Origin of the sequence: Arthrobacter sp. BB-1, assembly GCF_006151685.1 — a bacterium.
In the GTDB taxonomy this organism is placed as follows: domain Bacteria; phylum Actinomycetota; class Actinomycetes; order Actinomycetales; family Micrococcaceae; genus Arthrobacter.
This window is the reverse complement of record NZ_VDEV01000027.1, coordinates 120,130-133,813: the sequence shown is the minus strand read 5'-3', so window position 1 is coordinate 133,813 and position 13,684 is coordinate 120,130. Positions and strand designations below refer to the sequence as shown.

Genomic DNA, 13,684 nt, shown 5'->3' with positions numbered 1-13,684 from the left:
CATGATTTCCCTCTCCATCAACAACGGCGTTGCCGAGGTGGTGCTGGACGCACCGTACAAGCTCAACTCACTGGATGAGCAGGCGCTGGCGGAGCTGTCCAAGGCGTACGACGACGCTGCTGCCGCCGCCTCGCGCGGTGAGGTGCGGGCGCTGCTGCTGAGGGGAGAGGGCAGGGCCTTCTGCGCGGGCCGGGACATTTCGGCGGTGTCGCCGGAGAGTGACGACGCCGCCGCGTACCTGGGCGGGCTCGTGGAACCTTTGCTGAAGAAGATGGCGTCCTTCCCGGCTCCGACGTTTGCTGCGGCCCATGGCGCCTGCCTGGGCGTGGGGCTGGGGCTGCTGCTGGCCACGGACGTGGTGTACGTGGCGGAGAACGCGAAGTTCGGGTCGCCGTTCGCCAAGCTGGGTGCCACGCTGGACTCGGGCGGGCACTGGTACTTCACCGAGCGGCTGGGCATGCACCGTACCCTGGACCTGATCTACACGGCGGACCTGATCTCCGGGGCCGAGGCCGTGGCGCAGGGGCTGTTCAGCCGCGCCATGCCCGCGGATTCCTTGCTCGAGATCACGCGGGGGATCGTGGGCCGCGTTGCCCAAGGTGCCACCGGTGCTTTCGTGGCCAGCAAGGAACTGGTGGCGCACATCCGGGACCAGCGCCTGGGCCTCTGGCAGGCCATGCAGGAGGAGAACACCGAGCAGGCTCGGCTCTGCAAAACCGACGATTACGCTGAAGGTTTCCGGGCATTCCAGGAGAAGCGGGAGCCGGTGTTCAAGGGATAACCGCTTGCCCTGCCCGTTGTGCTGGTTGGGCGAAGGCTTCGGCCCTATCCACGGACTCTTCTTCTGTTGTTCCCATCGTGATGCTGCGGTGCGTCACGGCGCTGGCAGGGTGCTGTCGTGGCTGACGAGTACCAGGGCGCCCTGGCATTCGACCTGTTCCATGAGGGCAGACCCTGGTTTCCTCCTGGGTGATGAGCCGGATGAGGTTGCCGAAGGAATCATTGAGGGCCACGCGCGGTTGAAAGGCCAGGGCGGGGTCCTGGTGGCCAGCCAATCCCGGGAATGAATGGCCACGTCGAGGCCTGCGACGAGCTGCTGTTTCCCGAAGGCCGTGGCAAACCCTTCGCCGCGAATCAGGGCGGACCCTGGGGCCAGAGCTCCAGCGGCACCACGGAAATAGGTAGTCGCGGCCCCAAAGACAGGTAACAACTACTGCTGACCGTTTGTCTGCCTGGTCGATAGGCTCCGGGTCCAGCTGTTGTATCGGGCAATGTGATCCCGGGTGCCTGCACGCACCGGAGCACGAACGCGATGCAACAGTTTCCGCTCGGAAAATGCAGGAGGAACTGATGGCGTTCAGAACAACATTGGCCCGGCGACACCAGGAACGGCGCTCCTCCCCGAGCATGGAACATCCTGGTGCAGGCGAAGGCCGGCTCCGCGGGAGTACATCCGCTTCCCTCCTGTCCCGACGGCGTGCCGCCATCATCAGCACTGTCCTCGCTGCCCTTATGCTGGCCGGTAATTTCCCGGCAACTGCCGCGGGTACGGTGACGTCCACGATCCCGGTTGGGACGCTTCCGGTTGGTGTTGCGCTCACGCCGGACGGCACGGCAGCCTACGTCACCAACAGCGGCTCCAACACAGTGTCAGTCATCGATGTGGCATCGGGGACAACGCTCTCCGCGATCCCGGTGGGGCCGGGCCCGAACGATGTCGCATTCACGCCCGACGGCTCGGAAGCCTACGTCACCAACTGGGGTTCTGACACGATTTCGGTCATCGATGTGACTTCGGGGACCGTGACCTCCACGGTCACGCTGGAGTCGAATCCGGTCAACGTTGCTTTCGTCCCGGACGGGTCGGCAGCCTATGTCACCCATGCCTCTTCCGGCGCGGTATCGGTTATCGATGTGGCGTTGGGCACCGTGACATCTACGATCACGGTCGGCTTGGGCTCGGTGGGTGTTGCGTTCACCCCGGACGGGTCGGCAGCCTATGTTACCCACCCCGCTTCCGACGCGGTGTCGGTCATAGATGTGGGGTCGGGCTCGGTGACCAAAACGATCACGGGCGGGTCGGAGCCGGCAGGCGTTGCATTCACCCCGGACGGGGCGACAGCCTATGTCACCAACAACGGATTCAACACAGTGTCGGTGATTGATGTGGAGTCTGGCACCGTGACCTCCACGATTACAGTCGGGTCACATCCGCTTGGTGTTGCGTTCACCCCTGACGGGGCGGCAGCCTACGTCGCCAATGACGGTTCCAACACAGTGTCGGTGATTGATGTGGCGTCGGGTACGGTGGCCTCGACGGTCCCGGTCGGGTCGGGCCCGACCGATGTTGCGTTCACCCCTGACGGGTCCACGGCCTACGTCACCAACTACGGTTCCAACACGGTGTCGGTCATCGATGTTAGCTCGGCACCTCCGGTGTTCACCTCGGCCACACCTCCGACCAAAGCGACAACGCGTGCCGCCTACAGCTACACGTTCACCGCCACTGGTGACCCTGTCCCGACCTTCTACGTGTCCTCAGGTGCACTGCCCGTGGGCCTGACCTTGAACACCACCACGGGGGTCCTTTCCGGGACCCCGACCAAGGGCGGCAAGGCAACGTTTACGGTCACCGCTACCAACGGTGTCGGCCCCGACGCGACCACGGGCCCTATCACGATCACCGTGACCAAAGCCAAGGTTCGCTGAATATGACGATGTCTGGATGCCGTACGTTTGGCGCCATCCGCCAGGGCAAAGTCTGAGGCACGGATCAGGAGATTAGGGCCGCCGGCCGTTCGGGCTGGTGCACCATGCCGAGGGTGTCCGGGCGTTCCAGGAGAAGCGCGAGCCGCAGCTTCGGGGTTAGGCGCCTGTGGGGCCAAGCCCGGTGGGGGCTTAGGTAGGGAGCGGTTCCCTGGACGTGGGTAAGTACGGTTGGCCCGTTAGAAACGGGTATCACCTACTCGTGTAACCCGCGTGGCCTGGTTGTTCAATGGAAGTGCCGGCGAGGCGAGGGGCTTAGTGGCCACGGCTCCCGCCGCAGCATTCGCCGGCACCACCCTCGCGGCGGTTGGACGAATGAGTCTCCTGGTGAACCGGGACGATTCAGGAACGGCGGGAACCATGCGAACCAGAATGTCCACCGGGGATGGAATCAAACTCGAGGCCTGCCCCCACCAGTTTGTTGGCCGGTGCGATGACTGTTCCGCGTCGGCTGCGCTCACGGAATCGGACCAGATGGTGACGGATGAAGGCGGAACCACCTTCTCGGCCGAGTCCGGGCCCTACCCGTCCACATAGGTGGTCCGCCCGGCTCTGCAAGAAGCGGGAGCCCAGGTTCTCCGGCCTCGGCAACTGACTTGGTGCCAAGGCCGGAGAGGACTGCAAAGGCCGCAACGTCGTCGGACATAACTCCAGCGAACCGTCAGGGCCTGCCCAATCTCAACTGCCGGTGATCGCCACCAACATCGTGGCGCCCTTGGATGCTGAGATATAGGCGTTCTCGAAGGAGAGGGTCCCGGTAACTGTTGCCTGCTGCGTTGTGCCCCGGACCGCGGTCCGCTGCACATACTGACCGGGCAGGACACTCCTGGACGTTGTGCCGCCGCGTTCCACCACTCCGGTGCCCTGCCAGGTGAGGTCCAGGTAGATCTGGGACCCGTCAGAGAGCGGCACTGTGGCTACGGCATGCGCGGAATTCCGGTCCACGGTGAAGGTTTCGGTAGGTGCTTCGCCATAGGCTGAGGAGCCCTCCCAGGTGCACTGGTTGAAGGTAGAGGAAAAGTAGAACACGGTAGTGCCGCCGTCCGCGGCGGTTCCGGCGCCGGCAGACGTGCTGCTGTAGGTGCACCCGTCGGCAGACACGGAGCTGGTGTAGGCCTGGGCGTACTCGGAGCTGTACTGCACCCTGAAGACCGTTGCGGCCGACGCGGGTGGCGCCGCAAGGAGGGCACCGCCCAACGAGGCGAGCAAACCGGCGACGGTCGCGGTGATGCGGGTTCTTTGGCGTAAGTCTGTTGAATGCATGGGGGCCTCTTCCTTTTCGCCGGCTTCCCGGGGCGGGGGCCGGTTCCCGAAATGTACTACCGCGTAGGGAACGCAAACAGGGTCTTTTGGCCGCCTGCTTCTTGACACGTGGCTAGGCTGGCCTACACTAGGCCATTCCCGTGACCGGCCGAGCCGTCTCTGCCGCGGTGCTGCTCGTCATTGGGGCAGCACTGGCGGTGCTGGCTGTGCTGGTCCACTACGGTTTCATGGCAATGTACGGCGGCGTGAGTGAGGAAAATTCGCGCCAGGAAGAGGAGGCACGCCCTAGCTCCCAGTAAGCTCCGCGTACAGCTTCTGGACCCGGTTCCTGATGTCGTCACGGACCAGGCGCATGCGTTCCATGCCTTCGATGCCGCGCTCGGAGGGTTCGTCCGTTTCCCACACTTCGAAGCGGGTGCCCTCGGGGGCGTCAAGCTTCGCCTCGGTGCCCAAGACGATGACGGCGTCCACCGTGCCCAGGACCTCGTCGGTGACGGGTTTGGGGTGTTCGCCGGTGATGTCGATCCCCAGCTCGGTCAGGGATTCAACGGCCTGCCGGTTGAGGGACGTGCCGGGCTTGGTGCCCGCGGAGTAGACGTCGACGCCGTCTCCCGCGGCTTCGCGCATGAGGCCGGCGGCGAGCTGGGACTTGCCGCCGTTCTTGCTGCAGACGAAGAGCACGGACGGGGTCTTCTGCGTGCCGGTGGGTTCGGTGGTCATGGCTGCGTTGTTTCCTTTGTTAGTGAGGCGGCCAGGCTCTTGACCCTGCCGTGGATCTGGTCGCGGATCTCCCGCACGGTTTCAAGCGGCTGGCCTGCCGGGTCCGGCAGTTCCCAGTCCTCGTAGCGTTTACCGGGATAGATGGGGCACGAATCGCCGCAGCCCATGGTGACCACCACGTCCGAGGCACGGACCACGTCGTCGGTCAGGGGCTTGGGGTAGGTCCGTGCCAGGTCCAGGCCCATCTCGGACATGACTGCCACGACGGCGGGATCCAGCTGGGCCGCCGGCAGGGAACCTGCGGAGCGGACGTTGATCCGGCCTTTGGCCTCGACGGTCAGCAGCGCTGCGGCCATCTGGGACCGGCCTGCATTCTGCACGCAGACGAACAAAACCTCCGGAACTTCGGAGGCGATCGCTCCCTTGGACTTGGCCAGGGCGGCAAGCCGGTCGCCGGCGAAGTGCTCGGTGGTGGCGGGCAGGTGGCTGGTGATCTTCGCCGTCCGGGCCAGCGCGGCGTAGGACTCGAAGACGTACCGCTCCACCGTTTCGGTCGCGAAGATCCCGGCGAATCGTTCGCCGAGGCGGGCGCTGATGCGGTGCAGGAGCTCGGTGTTGTCCTGCAGCCCCAGGCTGGTGTCACGGTTTTCGCTGTTGCTGCTCACGGCTATCACTCCTGGTCCGGGACGGGCTACTTGGCAGCGGGGATGAGGGATTCGATCAGGTTCTCGACGCGTGCTTTGATCTGGTCGCGGATGGGCCGGACGGATTCCACGCCCTTGCCGGCGGGGTCTTCCAGGACCCAGTCCTCGTAGCGCTTGCCCGGGAAGTACGGGCATTCGTCGCCGCAGCCCATGGTGATCACCACGTCGGATTCCTTCACTGCCTCCGTGGTGAGGACTTTCGGGACCTCGGCGGACATGTTGATGCCCACCTCCGCCATGGCTTCCACCGCGGACGGGTTGATCTTGTCCGCGGGCTGCGATCCGGCGGACCGCACCTCGATGGAACCCTTGGAAAGGCTGGTGAGGAAGGCGGCGGCCATCTGGGAGCGGCCGGCGTTGTGGACGCAGACGAACAGGACGGAAGGCTTCTTTGTGGTTTCGGTACTCATTGGTTTCTCCTGGAGTCACTGAGGTGGAACAGCCTGCTTGGGACGCGGCGGGGGACAGGGGCGCCCTCAGGCGGCGTGCAGCCGCGGCGCGAGGCCGTTAATGCGGTGGGAGATGTCCTCGAAGGCGTATTCGAAGGCTTCCTTGGTGTTGGTCCGCAGGGGGTCCGGCACGGACCAGTGGGTGGCGCCGAGGCTGGTGAGTTCCTCATGGGCGTTATCGCAGACGGTGACCACGAAGTCGCCACCGGCGATCCTGCCCAGTTTCCTGGGTGGAACTTCCGGCAGGGCTACTCCGTGATGGCGGGCGACGTCGATGGCGCCTTGGGCGATGCGCTCCGCCGGGTGCGTCCCGGCCGAGGTGGAGGGAATGTCGCTGACCTGGCGCCAGAGGGCGGCAGCCAGTTGGGAGCGGGCGCTGTTCCGAGTGCAGACAAACAGGATGCGGGCGGCACCTTGCTCCACCCCGGGCGCGAGTCCCTCCAGCGCGCCCGGGGCGAGCCGGATGTAGCTGCGGCGCCTGTCCGCCTCGGAGCGGTGCCGGGCGGCCAGGGCGGCTCCTTCCAAGACGCGCAGGTGGTGGGACAGCAGGTTTGAGGGCATGCCCAGCTCGGCCTGGAGTTCCGTGGGTGAGAAGTCCCCGAGGGTCAGCAGATCAACAATGCGCAGCCGCGCCGGATCGGCCAGGGCCGCATGCTTGGCCACCCGCGACTGGAACGCATCTGCTGGTTCAGTATTCATTGACTCAATTTTGACTGAGGTAATCTCGTCGGTCAAGCTTGGTGCCATGACTACTAACCAGCCGCCGCTGTGGCGCCGCGCCCTTGCTGAATTTCTTGGCACCAGCCTGCTTGTGATGGTCGTTGTGGGCTCCGGGATTATGGCCCAGCAGCTATCTTCCGGCGATGTTGGCCTCCAGCTTCTGCAGAACAGCACTGCCACCGTGCTGGGCCTGACCGTCCTGATCCTCGTATTCGGGCCGGTCAGCGGCGCGCACTTCAACCCCGTCGTCTCGCTCGTGGACTTGATCCTGGGCCGGCGCAGCGGCACGGGTCTTGCCCTGCCCGAACTCGGGGCCTACGTGGCCGCGCAGACCCTCGGTGCGATCAGCGGCAGCGTGGTGGCGAATGCCATGTTTGAGGTGGGGACCTCCATCTCGGTCAAGGACCGCGCCACTGGCGGGCATCTGCTCGGAGAAGTGGTTGCAACGGCCGGACTCATCCTGCTGATCTTCACCCTCGCCGCCACCAAGCGGGGAGTGCTGGCCGCGCCCGCGGTCGGCGCCTACATCGGGGCCGCGTACTGGTTCACATCCTCCACCTCCTTCGCGAACCCCGCGGTGACTGTCGGCCGCATCTTCAGTGACACCTTCGCCGGCATCGCACCCGCCTCCGTGCCCGGGTTCGTCATCGCCCAGCTCGTGGGCGCGGCAGCAGGCCTGGGCCTCCTGCTCCTCCTGTTTCCCTCTGCCGGGGGCGCCGCCGACGATGTGGTCCTCCCGCACCAGGCGGGCGGGGCCACGGCCTGACCAGGAACCCCAGAACCCTTATCACTGCAGGTCAAGCGCATTTTCCTGCGGCATTTTCCCTGATCTTGACCGAACCTTGCAGGTTGGTTGCAGGAATCTTTCGCCAGCTTCGAAAGAGTAGGCGAAGCCGGGGAATCCGGCCAAAGTTCGCGGCCCGTCTTCAAGGACCGGCCGGGCTGGAAAACATACTTGGGAGCAGACTTGTCTGAGGTTCTGAACGCGAAGGTCAGTGGCGGCAAAGCACACGGCGTCAGCCGGCGCAGGGTAATTGCTGGAGTGGCATGGACAGTGCCGGTGATCGCCACCGCCATCGCCGCCCCGGCAGCAGCGGCATCCGGCCTTAGTACCACAGCAGCACTGGTGGGCGCCGGCTCGGCCATCACCTTCACCAGTTCAACGGCTACGGGATCGGGCACGAACCACACAGGTACCGGTCCCACGGGCTTCCAGATCGTCAATAGCGGTGCTGCCTTTACCGGTGCTATCACCGGCACCATCAACATCAAGCCAACAGGAACAGTGACCGCGGGAGTCGGCGTCCAGTCCATCACCTCCGCCACCCTGACATCGCCGTCATACACTGCCGCCCACGACTTCAACGCCACCTTCACCTATGCAGGCGGTTTGACCGCTGGCCAGACTTTGAATTTCCCTGTCTCCTTCCAGTACGAGCGCGTCACTCCCGCACCCTCGAAGGTCACCTACAGCTACACGTTGACCATCACCCTCCGGCTGCCGGACGGGACGGACCGGATCCTGACCGGCACCCTGACTGTGGCGTACTGACCATGGTCTGGAAACGCGGTGGCCTCGTGGCGGAAGCGCGGGCGGAGGGGCAGGGACGCGTCGCCCTGCTGCACCTCGACGCAACGCAGCCCGTGGTCCTCGAAGGCTCGGCTGCAGCCATCTGGGACCTGATCGACGGCCAGCGGACGCAGCAGGATCTCCTGGCTGAGCTTGAGGCCACCTTCGAGGACCAGTCGGGCCAGATGCAGGCCCAGGTGGAAAGCTTCCTGGCTGGCCTTGAGGCCCAGTCCCTGATCGAGGCTGCCAGCGGCGAGTCCCGGTGACGGCATGAGGGCCGCAGGAGTCCTGGGGAACACTCGTTTGGCGTGGCAGGACCGCTTGGTCGAGGAACTGGCAAAGGGCAGCGATCTGCTGTCCCTGGACATCCTTGGAACCCAGTTCGCGGTCAGCTGGGGCCGTGCGGTGACGTGGCAGCAGCGGGATTCCATGCGCTCGGCATGGGCACGGTGTGCCGGCGGCCGCAGGCCCCTGGTTCCGCCGCGGCCGCTGGAACCCACCGCGGACCAGCCGTTCACGGCGTCGGTCGCCTATCGGTCACGGAAGTACGACGCCGGCACGTTCCAGCTGCGGTCCGCCTCCTTCGCGGAGCTGGCTGAGCACCTCACGTCCCGGCTCACAGTGGAGGCCATCCTGGCCAATGCGGGCCGCTTGACGATGCTCCACGCATGCGGAGTGGCGGATCCCGCCACGGGTGCGGTGGTGGCGCTTGTGGCCAGGTCGGGAACGGGCAAAACCACCGCGGCCTCGGTGCTGGCCGGGACCTACGGGTATGTCACGGACGAGACCGTGGCCATCGCCCGGGACGGCTCGATGGTTCCATACCCCAAGCCGCTGTCCGTCAAGCAGGGACCCGTACTTCCCAAGCGGCAGGTGGGGCCGGACGAGCTCGGTCTTCAGCCGGCGCCTGAAGAACCCTTTATCCAGTCCATCGTGCTGCTCAACCGGGTCCCCAGCGGCCGCCCTGCCGCGCCAGTGCTCGAAAGGGTCCCGCTGGCTGACGCGGTGCTCGCCCTGATCCCGGATTCGTCCTCGCAGGGGGAGATGGTGGAGCCGCTGCAGTCGCTGTGCCGCCTGGTCGACGGCGTCGGGGGAGTGTGGCAGGTGACCTACTCTGAAGCCGCTGATCTTCCGGCCGCCCTGGAGCCGCTGTTCCGGTCGCAGACCGGGAGCGCAGGCGAATGGGAAGCCCCCGCAGCAGACGACGCCCACCCGGGACCCATCCCGGACGGCTTTATCCGGCGCGCGGCACCGAAAGATGCAGTGGCCATCGGCGGCGACCTCCTCGTGATGCTGGACAACGAGATTGTGCGGCTCAGCGGGATCGGCCCGGCCATCTGGGAAGCATCCGCCAACCCAATACAGCCGGGCAGGCTGGCCGAAGAAGTCGGCAAGGTGCACGGCACCCCGGAAGGCTACCGGGAGGCCGTCGCCGCAGCCACAGAACAACTGGTCGCCAAGTCGGTCCTGGAACAGGGCCGCAAGTAGGTTTGAGTGGAAGGAACCACCATGAGCACAGCAGCACCCCCGGAGGAAGCGCCCGCAGGAATGGACTTGGCGGACTACCTCCGGGTCCTTCGGGTGTACTGGAAGGCCATTGTCGCCTTCACCCTCCTGGCCACCCTGGCGGCGTCCGGCTGGACCGTCCTCCAGCCCAAGATCTACTCCTCCGATTCCAGCGGCATTGTGGTCACACCGGGCTCGGACAACGTAAGCCTGTTACTGGCCGGCGACAGCCTGGCGAAGGCCAAGGTCAAGAACTATGAGTCGGTGGCTAAGTCGCGGCTCGTTGCGGACCGGGTCATCGCCTCCCTTGAGCTGAACACCACAGCGGACGCCCTTCTCGGCAGCATCAGCGTGAAGGTCCCGCTGGACACCGCAGAGATCCGGGTGACCGCCCTCTCCACGGACCCCGCCACAGCACAACGCGTGGCCGACGCCTGGGTCAACGGCCTCGCCGCCCAGGTGGAAGCGATCGAAACGGCACCTCCCGCCGAAACTACCGGTGAGCCCGGAACAGCAACGGCCGACGCCGGGACGCCCGTGACTCCCACGGCAACGGCCGTGCGTGTGCTCCCCTTGGGCAAGGCAGTCCTCCCCACCAGTCCCACCTCACCCAACACCAGGCTCAACCTGCTGCTGGGCGCGCTTGTCGGCCTGGCCCTCGGCGTGGCCTATGCGGTGATCCGCCGGCACCTGGACCGGCGCATCCGCAAGGCTGCCGACGTCGAACGCCTCTTTGGTGTCCCCGTGGTCGGCACCCTGCCGGTGGACCACCGCCTGGACCAGAAAAGCACCATCCTGGACGCGGACACCGAGGCGGACGTTCACGACGCCGACGGAGCCATGGCGGAGGCCCTCCGGGAGCTGCGCACCAACCTCAGCTTCCTTGACGTGGACCAGCCGCCGCGGATCATCGTGGTCACCAGCTCCGTGCAGGCGGAAGGAAAGTCCACAGTCACAGCCAACCTTGCGGTCACCATGGCCGCCGCCGGCGAGAACGTCGTAGTGGTCGACGGCGACCTCCGCCGGCCCACGCTGGTGGACGTTTTCAACCTGGTTCCGGGCGCCGGTGTCACCGATGTCCTCACCGGCTCCACCGAGTTGGCGGACGTCCTCCAGCCTTGGGGTGCCCTCCCGAACCTCTCAGTCCTCGGCTCTGGCCGCATCCCGCCGAACCCCAGCGAGCTGCTGGGCTCCCGGGCCATGAGGAACATGCTGAACGCCCTTGCCGAAGACGCAATTGTCCTGATCGACGCCCCGCCGCTGCTTCCGGTGACGGATGCCGCAGTCCTCTCCCGCGCGGCGGACGGCGCCATCGTGGTGGTGCGGACGGGCAGGACCACCCAAGAGCAGCTGGCACAGTCGATGGGAAACCTGGACAAGGTCAAGGGCCGGATCCTGGGCGCGGTCCTCAACTATGTGCCCACCAAGGGAACCGACGCCTACTCCTATTACGGAACGTATACGTCCGCACCCAGCCCGGAGACCCAGCCCGAACCCCGGCGCCTTGGCGCCGGCCCGGCTACCGAATCCGAAGGCGCCCTTGAAGCCGCACTCAGCGGCCGCAGGGCAAGGGACTAGGCGGTGCCCGTGGCAGACGACGGCAGTGTCACGCAGCTCAGCATCTCCGAGGGCGTGCTCCTGGGCCACGCCCTGGTAGCGCGGCTGGCGGACGGCCTGGGCCTCCGGGCCTTCTTCATCAAAGGCCCGGCAAGCGTGCTGCAGGGCCTGCGCCAGCCTAAAACGTCAGCTGACGTGGACGTTTTCGTTGATCCTGCCAGCCTCGAACAACTGCTGCACGGCCTGCGGGAACGCGGCTGGCGGGAACGCCCTGTGGATCCGGACGGCAGAACGTTTCCCAAGCATTCCGTTACCCTGGACCACGCTGACTGGCCGTGCTGCATCGACATCCACTTCCGCTTTCCGGGAATGGAAAATCCGGCCGCAAACTGTTTCGAGGTGATGTGGGCAAGCACCGGAGACCTTGAGCTTGCCGGACAGGCGGTGCGGGTCCCGTCAAAGGCGCTAGGGATCCTGATCCTGGCTCTGCACGCCCTCCGTGCACCGCATTTGCCTGCGTGCCGGCAGGAGCTCGAATTTCTGGCGGACATCGCGTCACAGCACTCCCGCGCGCGGGCCATCCTGGAGGTCGCGACGGCGACTGGCTCTTTGGCGGCCATACGCCCCTTTCTTGAGGACCTCCTGCCGGACGCCAGCGCGCCGGAATGGCCTGAGCCATCGGTGGAATGGCGCAACCGGCTGATGGCCAGGGAACCGGGAAGCGCCCGGCTGATTGCCATCGTCCAGGCGCCGTGGCGGGAGAAGCCCGGGATGCTGTGGCGCGCTATGTTCCCGCCGCCCGAAGTCCTCCTGAGCCAAAACATCTACGCTGACATGTCCCTCCGGGGCCGGCTCGTGCACGACTGGGCCAGATGGGCAAGATTCCTCCGTTCAGCTCCGCAGCTCGTGCGCGATCTCCGCGGACTTCGGTAAGCCCTTTAGGCGGACAAATTGCCTTTGTCTACCCCTGATTTGTAAGGTTCAGCTATGACTACGGGGAAAGCTATCACCAAAGCCGTCATTCCTGCTGCCGGATTGGGGACTCGCTTCCTGCCCGCCACCAAGGCAATGCCGAAGGAAATGCTGCCGGTCGTTGACCGGCCGGCCATCCAGTACGTCGTTGAGGAAGCGGTGAAGTCCGGCCTCACCGACCTACTGATGATCACGGGGCGCAACAAGCGCTCCCTCGAAGACCACTTCGACCGCGAGCCCGGCTTGGAGCGCGCACTGGAGCTGAAGGGCGACAAGGACCGCCTGGAGTCCGTGCAGTACGCCTCGGAACTCGGCCCCATCCACTACGTCCGCCAGGGCGAAGCGAAGGGCCTGGGCCACGCGGTGCTGTGCGCCAGCCAGCACGTGGGCAACGAGCCCTTCGCGGTGCTCCTCGGCGATGATCTCATTGACGAGGACGAGGACCTGCTCAGCACCATGATGGAGGTGCAGCAGAAGACCGGCGGTTCAGTGATCGCCCTGATCGAGGTGGACCCGTCCCAAATCAGCGCCTACGGCTGCGCGGACATCACAGCGGTGGACGGCGAGAATTACGTCCGCGTCAACAGCCTCGTTGAGAAGCCTGCCGTGGGGGAGGCGCCGTCCAACCTGGCAGTGATCGGGCGGTATGTGCTGCACCCGTCAGTGTTCGGCGTCCTGGAGAACACCGAGCCGGGCCGCGGCGGCGAGATCCAGCTGACCGATGCGCTGCAGACCCTGGCCGCCGGCGACGGTGAAGGCTCCGGAGTTTACGGCGTCGTCTTCAAGGGCCGCCGCTACGATACGGGCGACAAGCTGAGTTACCTCAAAGCTGTTATCACTTTGGCTTCCGAGCGCGTCGAGTTCGGCGAGGACCTGAAGACCTGGATGAAGGGCTTCGTCAACTAGCTTCACGCTTCAATGACTTCCAGAGGTCCGCTACCCAAGGGTGGCGGGCCTCTACTCTTTTGAGCGCCCACCCGGTCAGGAGCGCCCCCATCACGACTCCTGACGTGTTTGTCACGAGGTCTTGCGGGGTTGAAAAGCGGTTGTGAAGAAATAGCAACTGACCGAGCTCCATACAGCCAGAAATCAGCAGGCCAAATGCTCCAACCTGCCACCAGCATTTATCAGGAAAGGCCAGCGAGCTTACTATTCCTAGCGGCACGAAGAGCGCTACATTTGCCGATGCCTCAACAAATTTGTAGTTGAACCAAGATGGAATTCCGTTGTGATGAAGGTAATCCAGCACAGCAGCCAGTTGACCTTGTACCGGCTGATCGACGGGGCTTGGCCAAGACGCAATGACGGACAGAGCAATCAGCATGCCTGCGAGGAGGACCTGCCAAAGCCTGTGGTCGCGGAGGTGCCCCCAGCTGGGCTTCAGGAGGTCCGCAGAAGGGCTAATGCTGTGGTCGCGGCGGCGGATGCCGCCAGAAGTAAAAGAAGGGAGTAGCGGA

The 13,684-nt window shown here is 65.4% G+C and carries 18 protein-coding genes; 12 read left to right on the top strand and 6 right to left on the bottom strand.

The window, feature by feature from the left end:
* Position 1 precedes the first annotated feature (1 nt).
* The 4 genes from FHJ30_RS15615 (at position 2) to FHJ30_RS15605 (ending at position 3,303) form a co-directional block, all read left to right on the top strand.
* Positions 2-781: an enoyl-CoA hydratase/isomerase family protein gene (locus FHJ30_RS15615; RefSeq protein WP_139030175.1), complete on the top strand. Its 780-nt coding sequence runs from the start codon at positions 2-4 to the stop codon at positions 779-781.
* 160 nt (positions 782-941) lie between these two features.
* Positions 942-1,067 (top strand): hypothetical protein, encoded by a 126-nt coding sequence (locus tag FHJ30_RS21880; protein ID WP_257223663.1) that lies wholly within the window; start codon positions 942-944, stop codon positions 1,065-1,067.
* Positions 1,068-1,350: 283 nt separating this feature from the next.
* Complete coding sequence (locus FHJ30_RS15610; RefSeq protein WP_240793725.1) at positions 1,351-2,709, top strand: beta-propeller fold lactonase family protein; 1,359 nt, start codon at positions 1,351-1,353, stop codon at positions 2,707-2,709.
* Between the two features lie 315 nt (positions 2,710-3,024).
* A complete protein-coding gene (locus FHJ30_RS15605) occupies positions 3,025-3,303 on the top strand; it encodes a hypothetical protein (RefSeq protein ID WP_139030174.1) in 279 nt (92 codons plus the stop codon).
* A 141-nt stretch (positions 3,304-3,444) separates the two neighbouring features.
* Here FHJ30_RS15605 and FHJ30_RS15600 read toward each other — a convergent pair whose 3' ends face one another.
* Positions 3,445-4,029 carry a hypothetical protein gene (locus tag FHJ30_RS15600; protein WP_139030173.1) on the bottom strand — a complete coding sequence of 195 codons (585 nt, stop codon included), beginning with the start codon at positions 4,027-4,029 and terminating at the stop codon, positions 3,445-3,447.
* Positions 4,030-4,169: 140 nt separating this feature from the next.
* Between FHJ30_RS15600 and FHJ30_RS21405 the strand changes: the two genes are divergently transcribed.
* Complete coding sequence (locus FHJ30_RS21405; RefSeq protein ID WP_171059087.1) at positions 4,170-4,328, top strand: hypothetical protein; 159 nt, start codon at positions 4,170-4,172, stop codon at positions 4,326-4,328.
* On the opposite strand, the gene FHJ30_RS15595 is transcribed toward FHJ30_RS21405, so the two are convergent.
* The 4 genes from FHJ30_RS15595 to FHJ30_RS15580 form a co-directional block, all read right to left on the bottom strand.
* Entirely contained in the window at positions 4,315-4,749 is a 435-nt protein-coding gene (locus FHJ30_RS15595; protein WP_139030172.1) for a low molecular weight phosphatase family protein, read from the bottom strand. The two genes, FHJ30_RS21405 and FHJ30_RS15595, sit on opposite strands and share 14 nt — an antisense overlap.
* The gene (locus FHJ30_RS15590; RefSeq protein WP_171059085.1) at positions 4,746-5,414 is read right to left on the bottom strand and encodes an arsenate reductase ArsC; all 669 of its coding nucleotides are present in this window, start codon (positions 5,412-5,414) and stop codon (positions 4,746-4,748) included. The genes FHJ30_RS15595 and FHJ30_RS15590 overlap by 4 nt, the downstream gene beginning before the upstream one ends.
* A gap of 26 nt (positions 5,415-5,440) precedes the next feature.
* Positions 5,441-5,863 (bottom strand): arsenate reductase ArsC, encoded by a 423-nt coding sequence (locus FHJ30_RS15585; RefSeq protein WP_139030171.1) that lies wholly within the window; start codon positions 5,861-5,863, stop codon positions 5,441-5,443.
* A 66-nt stretch (positions 5,864-5,929) separates the two neighbouring features.
* Positions 5,930-6,601 carry a helix-turn-helix domain-containing protein gene (locus FHJ30_RS15580; RefSeq protein WP_139030170.1) on the bottom strand — a complete coding sequence of 224 codons (672 nt, stop codon included), beginning with the start codon at positions 6,599-6,601 and terminating at the stop codon, positions 5,930-5,932.
* Between the two features lie 46 nt (positions 6,602-6,647).
* On the opposite strand from FHJ30_RS15580, the gene FHJ30_RS15575 reads away from it, so the two are divergent.
* The 7 genes from FHJ30_RS15575 to galU all read left to right on the top strand — a co-directional run bounded on the left by FHJ30_RS15575 (position 6,648) and on the right by galU (position 13,133).
* Entirely contained in the window at positions 6,648-7,388 is a 741-nt protein-coding gene (locus FHJ30_RS15575) for an MIP/aquaporin family protein (RefSeq protein ID WP_139030169.1), read from the top strand.
* 201 nt (positions 7,389-7,589) lie between these two features.
* On the top strand, positions 7,590-8,174 hold the full coding sequence (locus FHJ30_RS15570) for a hypothetical protein (RefSeq protein ID WP_171059083.1): 585 nt from the start codon (positions 7,590-7,592) through the stop codon (positions 8,172-8,174).
* Between the two features lie 2 nt (positions 8,175-8,176).
* Positions 8,177-8,458: a PqqD family protein gene (locus FHJ30_RS15565; RefSeq protein WP_139030168.1), complete on the top strand. Its 282-nt coding sequence runs from the start codon at positions 8,177-8,179 to the stop codon at positions 8,456-8,458.
* A gap of 4 nt (positions 8,459-8,462) precedes the next feature.
* The gene (locus FHJ30_RS15560) at positions 8,463-9,680 is read left to right on the top strand and encodes a hypothetical protein (RefSeq protein ID WP_240793724.1); all 1,218 of its coding nucleotides are present in this window, start codon (positions 8,463-8,465) and stop codon (positions 9,678-9,680) included.
* A 21-nt stretch (positions 9,681-9,701) separates the two neighbouring features.
* On the top strand, positions 9,702-11,276 hold the full coding sequence (locus FHJ30_RS15555; protein WP_139030167.1) for a polysaccharide biosynthesis tyrosine autokinase: 1,575 nt from the start codon (positions 9,702-9,704) through the stop codon (positions 11,274-11,276).
* A 9-nt stretch (positions 11,277-11,285) separates the two neighbouring features.
* Entirely contained in the window at positions 11,286-12,188 is a 903-nt protein-coding gene (locus FHJ30_RS15550; RefSeq protein WP_139030166.1) for a nucleotidyltransferase family protein, read from the top strand.
* A gap of 54 nt (positions 12,189-12,242) precedes the next feature.
* On the top strand, positions 12,243-13,133 hold the full coding sequence (gene galU / locus FHJ30_RS15545; protein ID WP_139030165.1) for a UTP--glucose-1-phosphate uridylyltransferase GalU: 891 nt from the start codon (positions 12,243-12,245) through the stop codon (positions 13,131-13,133).
* Here the strand turns inward: galU and FHJ30_RS15540 are convergent.
* Entirely contained in the window at positions 13,126-13,551 is a 426-nt protein-coding gene (locus FHJ30_RS15540) for a VanZ family protein (RefSeq protein ID WP_139030164.1), read from the bottom strand. The genes galU and FHJ30_RS15540 overlap by 8 nt on opposite strands.
* Positions 13,552-13,684: the final 133 nt, after the last annotated feature.